This is a genomic window from Acinetobacter sp. YH12039, assembly GCF_013420015.1.
GTDB lineage: Bacteria > Pseudomonadota > Gammaproteobacteria > Pseudomonadales > Moraxellaceae > Acinetobacter > Acinetobacter amyesii.
The window spans coordinates 1-16,497 of the sequence record NZ_VOZA01000053.1 but is presented as its reverse complement, the minus strand read 5'-3'; the positions used below and the strand labels follow the sequence as shown (position 1 = coordinate 16,497).

Below are 16,497 nucleotides of genomic sequence, written 5' to 3'. Positions count from 1 at the left end.
ATAATTCAAGTGAATTTGTTTGAAAGAAGAACTTTAAAAGCTTTATTTTCACCCGATAAAATACCCATAAAACAAGAGGAAGCTCAAATGAGCTTCCTCTTGTGAAAAATTGTGGGACAGCAGTGCCATCAGGTGCTTTTTTTATGCTTAACAATACAGAACTAGCCAGTGCTTTACACTCACAGGTTCATTTGTAGTGGTTAATGCTTTGAAATTAATGCTTCTAGAACTGCTTCATAATGAATACGAATGTCATCTTCTAAAATTTTATAAACATTGTCGAATTGAACCATTGGCCAGCCTTCTTTCCAAAATGGAAAAATGTTATGCAGGTCATGAGTCACCGTTGCGTCTTCACGTACAATCGCTTGTGCAACTTGCGACAATACTTGTGCAGTTTCAGCACCATCAATCGCTAAATAATCGATACCACGAACTTTCAAAATACGGATACGGTCTTTTTTGTAGCGGATTTTTTTACTTTGGCCTTCATTTAAGCCTAAAGCTAAAGTCACAGCTTCAACAAATTTATCTTCAAATGCTTGATTTAATTTTACCAAAGCTTGTTTGTGTGCTTCTTGACGACCAGCTTTTCCCCCACTACGAATCACTTCATTTGCTTCAGTATTTAAAACATCTGATTTCATCGACTGTAGAATGTCTAGAATTTCGATATCGCTTAATGTTTCAGGAGAATGATCAGTCATAAACTGCCTATAAAAACTTAATATTCAATAAGTATGTATTTTCGCATAAAAGAAGGATGAAAACTGCGACCTTCACTATAGAAATTGTGATTTCTCTTATAATGTTCAGATATACAACATGATTTAGAAAAAAATTCTGTTAAAAATATCGAAATCAACTATATTACTTTCACGCTTTAATACTAACGTCACAATATGGCTCAAAAGAAACAGGCTGCGCTTTACCTTCAACAACTGAAACAGCAATATCCAGCAGCCTTTAAACATAATTATTTATTTTATAGCCAACTGAAAACTCAAGGCATTTTAGACGAACTCAAAGAACTTATTCCTTGGGTTTTGGCGGCGATGATTTTTATTTCTTTGAGCATGAGTATTGGACATGCAGTGCAACTGTATTTTCCAGAAATGAGTGAGTTTCGCGCTCATGGTATTGCTGTACTAAGTATTATGCTGTTTTTCATGCTGGTTGTGCCCTTAGTCATCAAGCAAATCAAGCACAGTTCAATGTCCCTGTATCAAAGTTTGAAAAATACGCCGTTCAGACTTGCGATCGTGATTTTATTACAATTACTCAATATCGCCTTTTTACAAAGCACCTTTGTTCAATCTGTATTGTTCTTTTTCGCCATGAGTTTCGGCTTTGTGCGTTTTTATAAAGAAAATCTTTTCAAAGGTGGAAGTAACACCCAAGAATACTATTTTCTGCAAGAGACACGTCGTATTGCATATTGGTCGTATAAACAAATGCTTAAAGCAAAATTACGTTTGTCGCTCAGTAATCCGAATCAGGCAAATCATAAACAGTTATCTGAGCGCTTTACCCAGTTCCAAAATTTACACATACAAATGCTGCATCAGGAAAATCAGCTGTGTAAAAAGCTAAAACACCAAAATGTTGAACATTATCTTGATGAGTTAATGAAATAAGTCAGCGTTAATGAAGTGCAATAAACTTTCAATTACAGCTTAAAAAGTCCTTCAATACATCAATATTTTTGAATATTTTCAATTTATATGCATGAATTGATTGATTTTAAAACAAATACCATCAAATACACTTGCCAAGCTCCATTTCGTCCTCTATTATTGCGCACATGCCCGAGTGGTGAAATCGGTAGACACAGGGGATTTAAAATCCCCCGCCCACAAAGCGTGCCAGTTCGAGTCTGGCCTCGGGCACCATTCTTATACTTCTAAGATTGGTGCAATAAAACATCCAGCAATTTGCTGGTTTTTTTATGCCTAAAATTTATAAATCTATTATTATTCAATGCCAATACCTTCAGATTTTGATCTCCCTGCACTACAACTTAAGCATCCCGATGCCTTTTATCAACGGCTGCTGTTTGCGCATTTTAAAATTATCAATCTCACGCCTACTGCACCCGTTTTAATCTTTAGCTTTTGCCTGATACTTTTAATCTCTCTTGGCAGCGCTGTACTTGGCCAGATGCTTTCGACGACATTTTCAATTCACGACCCAAACATGGCGTTTAATCTTGGTATATTGATTATTCTTGCTTTGATCTATTGCTATGTTTGGTATGCACATTATCAAGCACGTTTTAGCAGCAAGTCCGCAGTTCAACGCCTGCAAATACAACTATATCTCCTTGGCGGATTAACACTTATCCTCGCTATAAACTTTAAGTATCTACAAGCAGATGTATTAAACCTCATCAGTCTCTGCGGACTTTTTTTCAGTCTGTTTTTATGTGTATTTACTGAATTATTTTATAAACCTGAAAGCAGCGCCATTGAACGGGTAAAACTACAAAAGCTTCGCCAACTGGCATTTTGGTCTTATCAACAATCCTTAAAACAAAAAGTACATCAAACGTATTTCTACACACTACACTTACAAGCCATGCAAGAAGAACAGAAACTATCAGCATCGATCAAATCATCGTTTAAAGATTTTATAGACAATGCTGAATAATTTTATAAATCCCTAGACACAAAAAAGCCCTGTCACTACAGGGCTTTTATTTAAAGTTCAATTACCATTCTCGGTTAGCAACCAACTCTTCCATTTCAATTTCCATATGACCTTCATCTTGCAGCACCATCATCATGGCTTCTGCAATATAATCTGCAGCCGTATCATCCAAAGACGAATCTAAATCTTCAAATTGAGGTTTCATCTTATTGAGCTGTGCAACCGTTTCATTGGCAAAATGGTAGATATCAGTTGAACTTAAATCTGCTTTTGCAATTTTCTTCGCAAATTGAACAACCAATAACTTCACCTCTGCAACCAACACATCTGGGTAATATTCATCATCAAACATGGGTAGCAGTAAATCTGCAAACATACGAAACTCTATCACAAAACATTCAGGGCGCTTATATAACACAAATACTACAATTCACCAAATTTATTGGGATTCAGTATTTTCAAATCACACTGCATTCTGCATGGCTTGCCAAACACGTATCGCATCTACCGTCGCTTTGACGTCATGTGCGCGAACCATACATGCACCTTGTTGAATGCTGAGTAGATGCGCTGCAACCGAGCCTACAGCGCGATTTTGTGCATCTGCACCGCCAAGTGCTTCACCGATAAAACGCTTACGTGATAATGCAGACAGGATCGGATAGCCCATGTCATTCAATTGATAGAATTGCTGTAAAAGCTTTAAGTTTTGCTGCGCATTTTTAGCAAAACCAAAACCCGGATCAATCATAATATTTTCTGCACGCACGCCTGCGTCCAATGCATTTTGCACGCGTTGCTTTAATTCATCAATGACATCAGCCACAACATCTTGATACTGATCTAGATTATTCATCGTGGTGGGTTCGCCGCGCATATGCATAATGATCACTGGAATATTCAGTTTTGCAGCTGTTTCTAAGGCATTCGGCCGAGTTAATGCACGTACATCATTCCAGATATGCGCACCTGCCTGAACCGCTGCCTCAATCACCTCAGGTTGTGAGGTATCTATAGAAATCACCACATTGTGTTTGGATAAGGCTTCAACGACGGGTACGACCCGTCGAATTTCTTCTTCAACCTCAACAACAGATGCGCCTGGACGTGTTGACTCACCACCGACATCAATCACTGTCGCGCCCTCAGCAATCATTTGTAAGGCATGTGCTATAGCTTGGTCTTTACCATTATGTTTGCCACCATCACTGAAAGAGTCCGGTGTGACATTTAAAATCCCCATCACATGTGGCTCTGACAAATCTAATTGCAAGTTACCACAGTTTAAAATTTTATTAGGCAAAGACACTAACTTCATATTACACATCCCAGATTTTGCTGTGCTTATTTTAACGCTAAGTTTGCTCAGCATTTCGCTTACATGCATTTATTTTCATATAAAAAAACCACCCGAAGGTGGTTTTAAAATTTTATGCTTTTGGCAATGACGGCAATGGTGGTGGAACATCTGGACCATCCGTTGGTGTTACATCAATCACTGGATTTTCTGCAATGTACACTTTTGGTGGTTGAGGTTCGCGACCTTCCATAATGTCACGGATTTGATCACGATCAATGGTTTCCCATTCAAGCAATGCTTTTACCATAGCATGTGCTATATCTTTGTTATTTTCAAGAATATCGCGAGCAACTTTATATTGCTCATCTAAAATACGGCGAACTTCGCGGTCAACTTCAAGCTGAGTTGCTTCAGAAATCACACGACTTCCTAAACCACCCATGAATGACTGCTGTGAGTCATCTTCGTAAACCATGACGCCCATCTTATCGGACATACCGTATTTAGTAACCATTGCACGTGCCATTTTCGTTGCACGTTCAAAGTCATTTGAAGCACCAGTCGACATTTGGTTAATGAAGACTTCTTCGGCAATACGACCACCAAACAAAATTGAAAGTTCATTCAACATTTTGTCTTTGTAATGGCTGGTTTGGTCATGTTCAGGCAACTGCCAAGTCACACCCAGTGCCCAACCACGCGGCATAATTGTCACTTTATGCACTGGGTCTGTACCCGGCAAGATTTCAGCAACAATCGCATGACCTGCTTCATGATAAGCCGTCGCACGACGCTCTTCTTCACGAATCACCATCGATTTACGTTCAGGACCCATGTAAAGCTTGTCTTTCGCATCTTCAAAGTCATGCATATCGACCGTGTTCTTGTTACGACGTGCAGCAAACAGTGCTGCTTCGTTTACAAGGTTAGCCAACTGAGCACCCGAGAAGCCCGGTGTACCACGTGCCAAGACTTTAACATCTACACCAGTCACAGAAGGTAATTTTTTCAAATGTACATTCAGGATTTGCTCACGACCTTTAATATCCGGTAGAGATACCATCACTTGACGGTCAAAACGACCCGGACGAAGTAAAGCTTTATCCAATACGTCAGCACGGTTTGTTGCAGCAATAACGATAATACCTTCGTTGCCTTCAAAGCCATCCATTTCAACCAACATTTGGTTTAATGTTTGCTCACGCTCATCATTACCACCGCCTGTGCCTGAACCACGGTGACGACCAACAGCATCGATCTCATCGATGAAAATGATACATGGCGCATGACGCTTTGCTTGTTCAAACATGTCACGGACACGAGACGCACCCACACCCACGAACATTTCAACAAAGTCAGAACCCGAAATACTAAAGAAAGGTACTTTCGCTTCACCCGCAATGGCTTTAGCAAGTAAGGTTTTACCCGTACCCGGAGGACCAACCATGAGCACGCCTTTCGGAATGCTTGCACCAAGTCGTTTGAACTTAGATGGATCTTTTAGGAAGTCAACGATTTCAACGACTTCTTGTTTAGCTTCATCACAGCCCGCAACATCAGTAAATGTCACTTTGATTTGGTCTTCAGACAGCATTTTTGCTTTTGACTTACCAAAACTCATTGGGCCATTCTTACCACCAGCTCCACCACCCATGTTGCGCATAAAGAACATGAATAACAGAATGATTAAAAGAACAGGGAAACTTGCAATCAGAAGTTGCATCAAAATACTTTGACGCTGTGGCGCTGTACCTTCAACAACAACATTGTTCTTGATTAGGTTCGGCATAAGTTCAGGATCTTGAACCGCAGGACGGATACTTTCAAACTCAGAACCGTTTGATTTTTCGCCACGAATTCTTTCGCCATCAATGGTGACTTGTTTAATCTGACCCGCATTTACGGCTGCCACGAACTCAGAATAGTTCATCGCGGTCGGTTGATTGCGGTCACTGACGTTGCTGAAGATTAAAACCAGCACGCCTAGGATAACCAGCCACAACACGGCATTCTTAAAAAGATCGCTCAAAGCTTTATTCCCATTTCTATCTAATTCGTTCAATCCCACTTACATGGGTGACTCTAATACTTACGCTGCAGAGTAGCTTCGCAATAATTTAAAAACGTACAAAATGCACAATTTTTAACGAGTTGGCAAGTAAACTTTACTTGAAAGCTTTCTTACGTCCCTGCCCGATTAAAAACACTTCTTTAGATCGAGCACGTGAAGCCGCCGGTTTTGCTGTTTTCAGCACATCAAATGTGTCTACAACTTGCTTACGGTATTCATCAAATCCAATACCTTGGAACACTTTAACAACAAACTGTCCATTTGGTCCAAGAACCTTTTGAGCAAAGTCGATTGCTAATTCACAAAGATAGATCTGACGCGGTTGATCTACAGCCTTATTACCTGATGTATTGGGGGCCATATCTGAAATTACAACGTCTACAGTACGTCCATCTAAAATTTTTAACAATTCATCGAACACTTCTTGTTCACGAAAGTCACCTTGCAAGAAGGTCACATCGGGTAAAGCATCCATTGGTAAAATATCAGAAGCAATAACCAAACCTTTGTCGCCAACAAGTTTACCGGCAATTTGCGACCAACTACCTGGTGCAGCACCTAAGTCGACAACGGTCATGCCTGGCTTAATCAATTTGTATTTTTCTTGAATTTCAAGCAATTTATAAGCGGCACGCGCACGATATCCTTCCTTTTGTGCTTTTTTCACAAAGGGGTCATCAAGATGCTCACGCATCCAGTCACGACTACTTTTGGATAATTTCTGGTTAGTAATGCGGGTAGCCATAACTCTCTAAATAAAAAAAACTTCTCAGTCTTGATTGTACGTGAAATTCAGCACTTTTGCAGTAGACATGTGTATCTAAAAAGCATCTTAAATCATGTTTTTTTCAATAATCTTCATCGAGAAAATGCCGATTAAATACAGCGCTTCAACTTTGATTTTGCTATACTAGGTCGTTTTTAAAATTAGGTTATATTTATGGCGGCTTTATCTATTCAAGAACGTAAACGCTTACGTCAAGTTGGTCACACCCTAAACCCAGTTGTAATGGTTGCGGACAAAGGCTTATCAGAAAGCGTTGTTGAAGAATTAAACCGTGCGTTAAACGACCATGAGTTAATTAAAGTGAAAGTTGTGGCAGAAGACCGTGAAGCTCGTGCTGCAATGATTACTGAGATTGCGACTGTTTCAGGTTCTGAAGTTGTTCAAACCATTGGTAAGATTGCTTTGATTTACCGCAAAGCGGCAAAACAAAATGCAAAACTGTCTAACCTTGTTCGCTACGCACACCTGTCTAACTAAACATTTATGGCAAGTTTCGAACTCAGCGCTTTTGATCGTCGCTTTCAGGCTGTATCAGTCGTTGGTGCTATCGAACAACAAAGCCCATATACTTTGAATGTGGGTTATTGGATTCGAGACCCAAACCAACTGATTCAATGGCCAGAACTGGTATCAGCTCACCCACGAATCGATTTTTTGTGGGAACAGACCTGCTTAGAAGTTTTTATTGGTGTCCACAACGAAGACTTTTATCGTGAAATCAACCTCTCCCCTTCACAAGCTTGGCAGGCTTACCAGTTTGAAGAATATCGCTATCCAGAAGATATGCCGCCACAAGCTGCTTACGATATTGAACTGAATCAGTTGAAACGGACGCACTATGGCTTAAATGTCAGTCTTGATCTGACAGAATTTATGCTGAAGTACAAACTTAAATGGGAAGATCTCTATATTGGTCTAACTGCAGTACTGAAAACCTCTCAAGGTGAACAGTACTATGCCATGCAGCATAGTAGTCCAAATGCTGACTTTCACAACAAACGTGATTGGCTACATCAGTTCTAAATTTTTAATGTTTTGATCTTCAATAAAAAGCAAAAGTACGATCTTTTGCTTTTTTATTGCCTGTCTATTTTTAAATAACTGCTTTGGACTTAAATGTACCATTCACAATAAGGGAGCCATTTATGACTCCCTTATGCATAGTGCTAACTTGATGTTTAATTCGCTCTCACCCAATCCAGCTCCTTGGAATGACTAGATTTAACTTAAGCGTTTTAAAATTCATGTCATTCACAATTAACTTTTAAGATCTGTGGTTTGATCCGTAACATCAGCTTTCACTGGTGAAACTTTTTTCCACGCTTCTAAAGTATGTTCCTTAGAACGCTTAAATGTTTCTGTTAAATGATCTTTGTGCTTTCCTGAAATTTGGGTCACATCTTCTTTCAGCTCTTTTCCAAGTTTTGAAAGATCATCAATAACCGTATTAAACTCAGTTTTCACAAACTCTTTGAGTTCACTAAAATCTTTTTGCGATGAACCAAACTGAACTTTTAACTGATCAAGTTTATTCAATACATCTTGCTTCAAATGACGCAATTGATCTTGCACACTGGCATTCAACTGCTTTGCCTCTGCTCCGATCTTTTCTTTGCTTTCAGTAACCGCTTCTGTGGCTTGAACACTCGCTTCTTTTGCAACTTGTTCAAGCTTTTCAGCACCTTCGATAACGACTTCTTTCATGGAGGATTTAGCCGCTGTTTGTTTTTGTTGTGTTGCCATGACTTTGTACCTGTAGTTTTTGCTGACCGAACCACATTAGCGCTTTTTGATAAATTTTAATTTATGATTTGTCTGACAATAATTAATTGCTTACATTTTTCTACGATTTTGCAAAACCAAACTTTATTCTAAAATGCAAGCGCTTTATCTGCTTTATTCCTGATATTTACGATGGACTTTCAGTGGCTTTCTGCGTATAATGCCGTGTTAAGTTCAAGCGAGCAGATGTAAGGAGGGTAGGTTTTTAAGCGGCCTTCCTTTTTTTTCGTCTTCTCGCTTTTTTACAGCCTAAATTTCAGGAGCTTTGGTTTGAGCACCCCAGCAATTTTAGCCCTTGCCGACGGAACTATCTTTAAAGGTACTTCTATTGGCGCATCGGGTAGTACGACTGGTGAAGTCGTTTTTAATACAGCAATGACTGGCTATCAAGAAATTTTGACTGACCCTAGTTATGCACAACAACTTGTGACACTAACTTACCCACATATCGGTAACACAGGTTGTAATGATGAAGACGCTGAGTCAGGTCGAATTCATAAAGTATGGGCTAACGGATTGATCATTCGTGACCTACCTTTATTGCATAGCAACTTCCGTGCTGAGCAATCACTTGGTGATTACCTTGAACAACACAATGTTGTTGCTATTGCAGACATCGATACACGTAAATTAACGCGTATTCTGCGAGCAAAAGGTGCACAAAATGGTTGTATCCTTGCTGGCGAAAACATTACAGAAGAAGAAGCTTTAGCTAAAGCACGCGCTTTTGGTGGTTTAAATGGTTTAGACCTTGCAAAAGAATGCTGTGACCCTGAAGGCTTTGAATGGACTGAAGGTTCTTGGACATTAGGTAAAGGTTTCTCTCAGCCTGAAGCTAAATTCCATGTTGTTGCATACGATTACGGTGTCAAAACCAACATCTTACGTATGCTCGCAGACCGCGGTTGTAAATTGACTGTCGTGCCTGCGCAAACTCCTGCTGCTGACGTACTTGCATTAAATCCAGATGGCGTGTTCTTATCGAACGGCCCCGGCGATCCAGCTGCATGTGACTACGCAATTGAAGCTGTAAAAACAATTGTAGAAGATGCTCGCAATGTACCAGTATTTGGTATTTGCTTGGGTCACCAAATTCTTGCACTTGCTTCAGGTGCAAAAACTGTGAAAATGCCTCACGGCCACCACGGTGCCAACCACCCTGTTCAAAACATGGAAACTGGTATTGTGATGATTACTTCGCAAAACCATGGCTTCGCAGTGGATGCAGAAACATTACCTGCAAACTTGAAAGCTACGCACAAATCATTGTTCGACCAAACCCTACAAGGGATTCACCGTACAGATAAACCTGCGTTCAGTTTCCAAGGTCACCCCGAAGCAAGCCCTGGTCCACATGACTGCGCACCATTGTTCGATCATTTCATCGAACTTATCGAAGCATCTAAGAAGTAATTAAGGAAGCATCATGGCTAAACGTACAGACATTAAAAGCATCTTAATTATTGGTGCTGGTCCGATTGTCATCGGTCAAGCATGTGAGTTTGACTACTCAGGTGCTCAAGCATGTAAAGCACTTCGTGAAGAAGGCTACCGTGTTATTTTGGTGAACTCTAACCCAGCAACCATTATGACTGACCCTGCGATGGCAGATGCCACTTACATCGAGCCAATCACTTGGCAAACTGTAGCTGCAATCATTGAGAAAGAACGCCCAGACGCAGTTCTTCCTACAATGGGTGGTCAAACAGCATTGAACTGTGCACTTGCACTCGATGCCAACGGTATTCTAGAAAAATACAATGTTGAATTGATTGGCGCGACCAAAGAAGCGATCGAAAAAGCGGAAGACCGTAAACTTTTCGATATCGCAATGCGCAAAATCGGTTTGGAATGCCCACGCGCTGACGTTGCAGAAAGCATGGAACACGCACTTGAAATTCAAGCACGTTTCGGCTTCCCTGTCATTATCCGTCCATCATTCACTATGGGTGGTTCAGGCGGCGGTATCGCATACAACCGTGAAGAATTCATTGAAATCTGTGAACGTGGTTTCGATCTTTCTCCAACTAAACAATTATTGATCGATGAATCTTTAATTGGTTGGAAAGAGTACGAAATGGAAGTTGTTCGTGACAAAAACGACAACTGTATCATTGTATGTACCATTGAAAACTTTGATCCAATGGGCGTGCACACAGGTGACTCAATCACTGTTGCTCCTGCGCAAACATTGACAGACAAAGAATTCCAACTTTTACGTAATGCATCTTTAGCTGTACTTCGTGAAATTGGTGTAGAAACTGGCGGTTCGAACGTTCAGTTCGGTATCAACCCGAAAGACGGCCGTATGGTTGTGATCGAGATGAACCCACGTGTTTCTCGTTCATCTGCCCTTGCTTCTAAAGCAACTGGTTTCCCAATTGCGAAAATCGCGGCGAAATTGGCTGTCGGTTATACCCTTGATGAGTTGAAAAACGACATCACTGGCGGTACAACCCCTGCATCTTTCGAACCTGCGATCGACTATGTTGTAACGAAAATTCCTCGTTTCAACTTCGAGAAATTCCCGCAAGCTGACGCAACTTTGACGACTCAGATGAAATCTGTAGGTGAAGTAATGGCGATTGGCCGTAACTTCCAAGAGTCAGTACAAAAAGCGCTTCGTGGTCTTGAAGTGGGTGCTGCTGGCTTTGATGAAAAAATCGAAGTGGGTACTGAAGGTGCGAAAGAGAAAATCCTTCAAGAACTTAAAGTGCCTGGTCCTGAGCGTATTTGGTACGTTGGCGATGCATTCCGTCATGGTTTCACGTTAGATGAAGTGTTCGCTGCGACGAATATTGACCGTTGGTTCTTGATCCAAATCGAAGACATCATCAAAACTGAAGAGAAAATCAAATCTTTAGGTTTTGGTGACTTAAACGCTGACAACATCCGTTCGTTCAAACGCAAAGGTTTATCTGACCTTCGTATTGCGAAATTGATGGGTATTTCACAAAAACAATTCCGTAAACACCGTTGGAACTTGGGCGTAACTCCAGTTTACAAACGTGTAGATACATGTGCTGCAGAGTTTGAATCTGACACAGCTTACATGTACTCAACTTACGATGAAGAATGTGAAGCGAATCCGTCTACTCGCGACAAGATCATGGTCATCGGTGGCGGTCCTAACCGTATTGGTCAAGGTATCGAATTCGATTACTGCTGTGTACACGCTGCCCTTGCAATGCGTGAAGACGGCTATGAAACTATCATGGTGAACTGTAACCCTGAAACGGTTTCTACGGATTACGACACATCAGATCGTTTGTACTTCGAACCAATCACTTTGGAAGATGTACTTGAAATCGTACGTATCGAGAAGCCTAAAGGCATTATCGTTCAGTACGGCGGTCAAACTCCGCTTAAATTGGCTCGTGCTTTGGAAGAAGCTGGTGCGCCAATTATCGGTACATCACCTGACGCGATTGACCGTGCAGAAGACCGTGAACGTTTCCAACAAATGATTCAACGTCTACAACTTCGTCAACCAAACAACAGCATCGTAAAATCTGCTGAAGAAGGTATGGCTGAAGCGGCAAAAGTTGGCTACCCACTTGTGGTACGTCCATCTTATGTACTTGGTGGTCGTGCGATGGAAATCGTGTACAACGACGAAGAATTGAAACGTTACTTACGTGATGCGGTTCAAGCATCTAACGAAGCGCCAGTACTTCTTGACCACTTCCTAGATGATGCGATTGAAGTTGACGTAGACTGCGTATCTGACGGTAAAGACGTTGTGATCGGCGGTATCATGCAGCACATCGAACAAGCGGGTATTCACTCAGGTGACTCAGCATGTTCTATTCCTCCTTACTCTTTATCTAAAGAAGTTCAGGACGAAATGCGCCGTCAAACCATCGCTATGGCGAAAGAGCTTGGCGTAATTGGTTTAATGAACGTACAGTTTGCTGTTAAAGGCACTGACGTATACATTCTAGAAGTGAACCCACGTGCATCACGTACTGTTCCATTCGTATCTAAGTGCATTGGTGAATCTTTAGCGAAAGTTGCTGCGCGTTGTATGGCTGGTCAATCTTTAGAATCTCAAGGATTCACTACAGAGATTATTCCTGAACACTTCTCTGTAAAAGAAGCAGTGTTCCCATTCAACAAATTCCCTGGTGTTGACCCAATTCTTGGCCCTGAGATGAAATCTACAGGCGAAGTGATGGGTGTAGGTAAAACATTTGGTGAAGCGTTCTATAAAGCTGTGTTAGGCTCTAATGACCGTTTACCAGGCCTACCAACGGAAGGCGAAGTAAAACATGCATTCTTATCTGTTCGTCATTCTGACAAGCCTCGTGCTGTTGGTATTGCGAAACAGTTAACAGATCTTGGCTTCAAAGTCATCGCTACTGGCGGTACTTATGATGTGATTAAAGATGCTGGTATTGAATGTGAACGTGTGAACAAAGTGACTGAAGGCCGTCCTAATATCGTAGACCGCTTGAAAAATGGCGAAGTTCACCTCATTATCAATACAACTGAAGGCAAACAGGCTCAAGAAGATTCATTCTCGATCCGCCGCTCTGCATTACAAGGTAAAGTGTATTACACAACTACCCTTAACGGTGCTGATGCAGTATGCCAAGCTTTAGCAATCAAATTGCCAATGGATGTATACCGCTTACAAGACCTTACTAAAGGTTAATTAAGTTACCGAGAAGTCCCGCCACCTCTCGGTGGCGGGCTTTTTTTCATTTCTAGGTCAGTAAAAATTTTACTGATTTTTTCTTTTTACAAACATGAGGGACAACAATGCAACGTTATCCTATGACTCCCGAAGGCAAAATTGCCCTAGAGAAAGAATTACAGCAACTTAAAAGTGTTGATCGTCCACGTATTACTGCAGCAATTGCTGAAGCGCGTGAACATGGGGATTTGAAAGAAAACGCTGAATACCACGCTGCTCGCGAGCAACAAGGTTTCTGTGAAGGCCGTATCCAAGATATCGAAGGTAAATTGAGTGCTTGCCAAGTGATTGATGTTAAATCACTTGAGCAAAATGGCCGTGTGGTTTTCGGTGTGACTGTGACCATTGAGAACTTAGATACTGAAGAACAAAAGACTTATAAAATCGTTGGTGATGACGAAGCAGATTTTAAAATCAACAAAATCTCTGTGAACTCTCCAATTGCTCGTGGTCTTTTGGGTAAAAATGAAGGCGACGATGTAAAAATCAACACACCACAAGGTGAAGTTGAGTACGAAGTTTCTAAAGTTGAATATCTTTAATTCATTAAGATAGCAATTTTAAGCCCCTCTTTTGAGGGGTTTTTTATTGTTCTATGTTTTTCGCTTAGGTAATGCATGCTATCGAGTGACCAAAATGTACGTTCAGCACTAATAGTCGACTGAATACGTCATTGTTCAAATGGCTTATTTCATTAAAGTGTTATCTAAAACAAAAAGAGTCATAACACACGATGAAATTTGGACATGCAAGCCGAACGGCACAAGCTGCCGCTGCCATTCGCGCAAATCATTATTTATATGCGAACGAACCTGTTTTTTCCGACCCTTATGCCTTTCGTTTAACCAGTCCAATTTGGCGTCGACTGCTTTCAAGTCGTGCATGTATAAAAGCGTTGAATAGCAAAATACCCAACCAAACATTTGGATTACTCACTGCACAGGTGGTGGCACGTTCACGCTATGCCGAAGATCAATTAGAAAAGGCAGTACAACAAGGGATTAAACAATATGTGCTGATTGGTGCAGGTTTAGATTCTTTTGTCCTCCGATTAGCGCAGAAATACTCAGATATTAAAATTTTTGAGGTTGATCACCCAGATACTCAAACATTAAAAATACGAAGTCTACAGAAACTCGGGCATATTCCAGACCATGTTGAGTTTGTTTCGATTGATTTTGAGAAAGAAAATCTAGCGCATGCCTTAAAACGGAGTTCTTATGATACTGATCAACCCGCTTTCTTTTCTTGGCTTGGAACGACGCATTATTTAAAACCAGAAACAACTATGAGCACCTTGCAAACCATTGCCGAATTTGCAGCCGCAGGTAGCGAATTGGTTTTAGACTATTCCATTCCCTATCAAGATTTAACTGGTATAGAGCGTGTCGGATCATTTGCTGTTTCCAAATTTACCTATTTTTTAAGTGAACCCATTATTGGGACAATTCACAGTAATGAGTTACACCGTGCCGTGACAAAGCTGGGTTATGTGGTCTTAGAAGATTTATCTGCACATGACATTACTCAGCGTTATTTTGCAAATCGTAAGAATGGATTACGACATACTCAAGCCACGCATTTGCTGCATTTAAAACGAGCTTAAGTCTTTATCTATAGTCGACATTTATAGCGAGTCAGCTAAAATAGTCACGCGAATCATTATTGCTATTAAACCTTATGTCTGAAAAATTGATTAATTCACCTGTCAATCATTGGTGTGAGTTTGAGTTCATCTCTAAAACAGTGAAGAACCCAAATATTCACATCAAAGGTAATTATTCATATTATTCTGCATATTGGGATCAGGGTTTTGAGCGCTGTGTGGTGCGTTATCTACACGATAAACCCGCAACAACTGAGAAGCCGATAGACCAGCTATATATCGGTAATTTTGTCTGTTTTGGCGCAGAATGCGTGATTATGATGGGTGGTAACCAACTCCACCGAACAGACTGGATTTCGGCATTTCCGTTTGATACACGGAGTTTTGTCCCTGCGGGTGACACCATCATTGGTGATGGCTGCTGGATCGGCTCACGTGCGATGATTATGCAAGGCGTGACACTGGGTGAAGGTGCTGTGGTAGCTACTGGCGCGGTGGTGACTAAAGATGTGCCACCTTATGCAGTTGTCGGCGGCGTGCCCGCTAAAGTTATTAAATATCGCTTTCCTGAAGAAAATATCAAAAAACTACTTTCCCTTAAGCTTTATGACTTAGATGAAAAGCAGTTTTTAAAGATGCGGGAGCAATTGCAGACGGATGATATTGGGAAATTAGCTCAGTATTTTAATCTATGATCTTTTAAAGCCCTTTATCTATATATGACTGCCAATCTTTAATAAAATTATTTGAATGATCTAGCTTAGAGATTGATACATCTTTCAATACATTAATCAATTGATATTCAGGATCTTTACTCTGTTTAGCTCTATCATAAGCTGAAAGAATCTTATCAATTAATGTATCTGTAATTCCCAAATCTTTTTCCAAGATTAATCTATACCACTCTGCTTCTTCAATACCAGTAACACCATTAGTACCCCATGTATTCAAATTATGTCTTTGCATAAAATTGCTTTTATCAATACATAAATATCCATTTATTTTTTTGACAATTGAACTAATAAAAATATGATAATTTGTGTAAGGATTCTGCCCTATGATCAAACTAAGTAATATTAAATTCTTCTTTTGATTGTGTGTTCGCAACAACGCATATTTATTCAGCTTTTTTATTAACTCTCGACTATTTAATCTTTTATCTAACTGCAGCCCCAATAACCAATAAAATAACTCATTCCTATCATCAAGGGATTTCAACTCACCAATTCTGAATAACTGGTACTTAATGACTTCTTCAAAATCATATATATCACTCTCGTTAGACAGATTAATTGTGAAATCCACAAATTTTTCAAGATAATCTCCATTCATCTCTGAATCATAGCCATAGTATGATTTGACTGATTGTAATAATTGAGGCTTATTCATCACTAAAACAAAAACAATTTTAGGGATATCAAAAAAATGTTTAATCCTTTCAATTAATCGTACGGCAAAATCAGGACGACAACGATCAGAGATGGATCCGTAAATTTGAACAACTCCTATAAGTGATATTCTGCTCCTCAAATGATGTTATAAACATCAATATATGGAGTATTTTATGGCACGTAGACCAAGAAGAAATCATTCAAATGATTTT

Annotated in this window: 16 protein-coding genes and 1 tRNA gene; 10 read left to right on the top strand and 7 right to left on the bottom strand. The window is 40.2% G+C overall.

What is annotated here, in order from left to right; all coding sequences use genetic code 11:
• Nucleotides 1-200: 200 nt before the first annotated feature.
• Complete coding sequence (locus tag FTT98_RS15300) at nucleotides 201-707, bottom strand: hypothetical protein (RefSeq protein ID WP_078191335.1); 507 nt, start codon at nucleotides 705-707, stop codon at nucleotides 201-203.
• A gap of 195 nt (nucleotides 708-902) precedes the next feature.
• Between FTT98_RS15300 and FTT98_RS15295 the strand changes: the two genes are divergently transcribed.
• From FTT98_RS15295 to FTT98_RS15285, 3 genes are all read left to right on the top strand, one after another.
• Entirely contained in the window at nucleotides 903-1,637 is a 735-nt protein-coding gene (locus FTT98_RS15295; RefSeq protein ID WP_180063200.1) for a hypothetical protein, read from the top strand.
• Nucleotides 1,638-1,806: 169 nt separating this feature from the next.
• Nucleotides 1,807-1,892, top strand: a tRNA-Leu gene (locus tag FTT98_RS15290).
• Nucleotides 1,893-1,980: 88 nt separating this feature from the next.
• Nucleotides 1,981-2,649: a hypothetical protein gene (locus tag FTT98_RS15285; RefSeq protein ID WP_180177522.1), complete on the top strand. Its 669-nt coding sequence runs from the start codon at nucleotides 1,981-1,983 to the stop codon at nucleotides 2,647-2,649.
• A gap of 61 nt (nucleotides 2,650-2,710) precedes the next feature.
• Here the strand turns inward: FTT98_RS15285 and FTT98_RS15280 are convergent, their stop codons facing one another.
• The 4 genes from FTT98_RS15280 to rlmE all read right to left on the bottom strand — a co-directional run bounded on the left by FTT98_RS15280 (nucleotide 2,711) and on the right by rlmE (nucleotide 6,765).
• Nucleotides 2,711-3,025 carry a DUF5713 family protein gene (locus FTT98_RS15280; RefSeq protein WP_180063202.1) on the bottom strand — a complete coding sequence of 105 codons (315 nt, stop codon included), beginning with the start codon at nucleotides 3,023-3,025 and terminating at the stop codon, nucleotides 2,711-2,713.
• A gap of 87 nt (nucleotides 3,026-3,112) precedes the next feature.
• Entirely contained in the window at nucleotides 3,113-3,967 is an 855-nt protein-coding gene (folP, locus tag FTT98_RS15275) for a dihydropteroate synthase (RefSeq protein WP_218954618.1), read from the bottom strand.
• A 112-nt stretch (nucleotides 3,968-4,079) separates the two neighbouring features.
• A complete protein-coding gene (gene ftsH, locus FTT98_RS15270) occupies nucleotides 4,080-5,978 on the bottom strand; it encodes an ATP-dependent zinc metalloprotease FtsH (RefSeq protein ID WP_078191443.1) in 1,899 nt (632 codons plus the stop codon).
• A gap of 136 nt (nucleotides 5,979-6,114) precedes the next feature.
• A complete protein-coding gene (gene rlmE / locus FTT98_RS15265) occupies nucleotides 6,115-6,765 on the bottom strand; it encodes a 23S rRNA (uridine(2552)-2'-O)-methyltransferase RlmE (RefSeq protein ID WP_078191339.1) in 651 nt (216 codons plus the stop codon).
• A 195-nt stretch (nucleotides 6,766-6,960) separates the two neighbouring features.
• On the opposite strand from rlmE, the gene FTT98_RS15260 reads away from it, so the two are divergent.
• Together FTT98_RS15260 and FTT98_RS15255 are read left to right on the top strand one after the other, a co-directional pair.
• Nucleotides 6,961-7,284, top strand: a complete 324-nt coding sequence (locus tag FTT98_RS15260) for a YhbY family RNA-binding protein (protein WP_180177521.1) — start codon at nucleotides 6,961-6,963, stop codon at nucleotides 7,282-7,284.
• A 6-nt stretch (nucleotides 7,285-7,290) separates the two neighbouring features.
• Entirely contained in the window at nucleotides 7,291-7,830 is a 540-nt protein-coding gene (locus tag FTT98_RS15255) for a DOMON-like domain-containing protein (protein ID WP_180005425.1), read from the top strand.
• Between the two features lie 234 nt (nucleotides 7,831-8,064).
• Here the strand turns inward: FTT98_RS15255 and FTT98_RS15250 are convergent, their stop codons facing one another.
• Nucleotides 8,065-8,550 (bottom strand): hypothetical protein, encoded by a 486-nt coding sequence (locus tag FTT98_RS15250; RefSeq protein WP_180177520.1) that lies wholly within the window; start codon nucleotides 8,548-8,550, stop codon nucleotides 8,065-8,067.
• Nucleotides 8,551-8,859: 309 nt separating this feature from the next.
• On the opposite strand from FTT98_RS15250, the gene carA reads away from it, so the two are divergent.
• The 5 genes from carA to FTT98_RS15225 all read left to right on the top strand — a co-directional run bounded on the left by carA (nucleotide 8,860) and on the right by FTT98_RS15225 (nucleotide 15,589).
• Entirely contained in the window at nucleotides 8,860-10,002 is a 1,143-nt protein-coding gene (carA, locus tag FTT98_RS15245; protein ID WP_168378093.1) for a glutamine-hydrolyzing carbamoyl-phosphate synthase small subunit, read from the top strand.
• A gap of 13 nt (nucleotides 10,003-10,015) precedes the next feature.
• Nucleotides 10,016-13,246 carry a carbamoyl-phosphate synthase large subunit gene (gene carB / locus FTT98_RS15240; protein WP_180162447.1) on the top strand — a complete coding sequence of 1,077 codons (3,231 nt, stop codon included), beginning with the start codon at nucleotides 10,016-10,018 and terminating at the stop codon, nucleotides 13,244-13,246.
• 107 nt (nucleotides 13,247-13,353) lie between these two features.
• Complete coding sequence (greA, locus tag FTT98_RS15235) at nucleotides 13,354-13,830, top strand: transcription elongation factor GreA (RefSeq protein ID WP_180177519.1); 477 nt, start codon at nucleotides 13,354-13,356, stop codon at nucleotides 13,828-13,830.
• Between the two features lie 191 nt (nucleotides 13,831-14,021).
• Nucleotides 14,022-14,894: a class I SAM-dependent methyltransferase gene (locus tag FTT98_RS15230; protein ID WP_180177518.1), complete on the top strand. Its 873-nt coding sequence runs from the start codon at nucleotides 14,022-14,024 to the stop codon at nucleotides 14,892-14,894.
• Nucleotides 14,895-14,968: 74 nt separating this feature from the next.
• Nucleotides 14,969-15,589, top strand: coding sequence for a CatB-related O-acetyltransferase (locus FTT98_RS15225; protein ID WP_180177517.1), 621 nt, complete (start codon nucleotides 14,969-14,971; stop codon nucleotides 15,587-15,589).
• Nucleotides 15,590-15,593: 4 nt separating this feature from the next.
• Here the strand turns inward: FTT98_RS15225 and FTT98_RS15220 are convergent, their stop codons facing one another.
• A complete protein-coding gene (locus tag FTT98_RS15220; RefSeq protein WP_257230222.1) occupies nucleotides 15,594-16,424 on the bottom strand; it encodes a KAP family NTPase in 831 nt (276 codons plus the stop codon).
• Nucleotides 16,425-16,497: the final 73 nt, after the last annotated feature.

Excerpts from the sequence above, each read along its gene's own strand:
- FTT98_RS15300 (WP_078191335.1), bottom strand. The coding sequence starts at position 707 with ATGACTGATCATTCTCCTGAAACATTAAGCGATATCGAAATTCTAGAC.
- FTT98_RS15295 (WP_180063200.1), top strand. The coding sequence starts at position 903 with ATGGCTCAAAAGAAACAGGCTGCGCTTTACCTTCAACAACTGAAACAG.
- FTT98_RS15285 (WP_180177522.1), top strand. The coding sequence starts at position 1,981 with ATGCCAATACCTTCAGATTTTGATCTCCCTGCACTACAACTTAAGCAT.
- FTT98_RS15280 (WP_180063202.1), bottom strand. The coding sequence starts at position 3,025 with ATGTTTGCAGATTTACTGCTACCCATGTTTGATGATGAATATTACCCA.
- folP (WP_218954618.1), bottom strand. The coding sequence starts at position 3,967 with ATGAAGTTAGTGTCTTTGCCTAATAAAATTTTAAACTGTGGTAACTTG.
- rlmE (WP_078191339.1), bottom strand. The coding sequence starts at position 6,765 with ATGGCTACCCGCATTACTAACCAGAAATTATCCAAAAGTAGTCGTGAC.
- FTT98_RS15260 (WP_180177521.1), top strand. The coding sequence starts at position 6,961 with ATGGCGGCTTTATCTATTCAAGAACGTAAACGCTTACGTCAAGTTGGT.
- FTT98_RS15255 (WP_180005425.1), top strand. The coding sequence starts at position 7,291 with ATGGCAAGTTTCGAACTCAGCGCTTTTGATCGTCGCTTTCAGGCTGTA.
- FTT98_RS15250 (WP_180177520.1), bottom strand. The coding sequence starts at position 8,550 with ATGGCAACACAACAAAAACAAACAGCGGCTAAATCCTCCATGAAAGAA.
- carB (WP_180162447.1), top strand. The coding sequence starts at position 10,016 with ATGGCTAAACGTACAGACATTAAAAGCATCTTAATTATTGGTGCTGGT.
- greA (WP_180177519.1), top strand. The coding sequence starts at position 13,354 with ATGCAACGTTATCCTATGACTCCCGAAGGCAAAATTGCCCTAGAGAAA.
- FTT98_RS15230 (WP_180177518.1), top strand. The coding sequence starts at position 14,022 with ATGAAATTTGGACATGCAAGCCGAACGGCACAAGCTGCCGCTGCCATT.
- FTT98_RS15225 (WP_180177517.1), top strand. The coding sequence starts at position 14,969 with ATGTCTGAAAAATTGATTAATTCACCTGTCAATCATTGGTGTGAGTTT.